Below are 471 nucleotides of genomic sequence, written 5' to 3' on the forward strand. Positions count from 1 at the left end.
GCCCTTGGCCTGCAGTTCCTGCTTCACCCGCAGCGCGCCCGAGCGGGCGGCGCGCTGGTTGAGCACCGAGGCCACCACGCGCGGCTCGCTGATGAAGTCCTTGGCGGCCAGCTCGTCGAGCGCCTTCGCCAGCGTGCCGGGCTCTTCTTCATGCCTGGCCAGCTTGCGCTCCAGCTCCGCGCGTGAATGTTCGCGCTGGCTCAGCAGGCGCAGTGCGCGGCCTTTGAGGGACGGGGCGTTGAATGCCATGCGGGGGTCGCTGGCGCGGCCCCCGGGGAGCCGCGCTCTGGCTTATTCGCCCTTGTCGGCCTTCTCGGCCTTGGCAGCCTTCTGCGGCTTCTCTGGCGTGGCGCCGGCATCGGCGGCCAGCAGCGGGATGCCCAGCGACTCGCGCACCTTGTTCTCGATCTCGCGCGACAGCTCGGGGTTCTCGCGCAGGAACTCGCGGGCGTTGTCGCGGCCCTGGCCGAT

Annotated in this window: 1 protein-coding gene and 1 pseudogene; both read right to left on the reverse strand. The window is 71.1% G+C overall.

From position 1 onward, the window contains the following. Positions 1–249, reverse strand: a 249-nt coding sequence (locus ACSFA3_RS22975; protein WP_435507765.1) for a regulatory protein RecX, incomplete at its 3' end; no start/stop codon positions are given. Between the two features lie 42 nt (positions 250–291). After that, a pseudogene (recA, locus tag ACSFA3_RS22980) lies at positions 292–471 on the reverse strand (recombinase RecA); the annotation flags it as partial.

The organism is Variovorax glucosi, assembly GCF_051216695.1.
Classification (GTDB): domain Bacteria; phylum Pseudomonadota; class Gammaproteobacteria; order Burkholderiales; family Burkholderiaceae_C; genus Variovorax.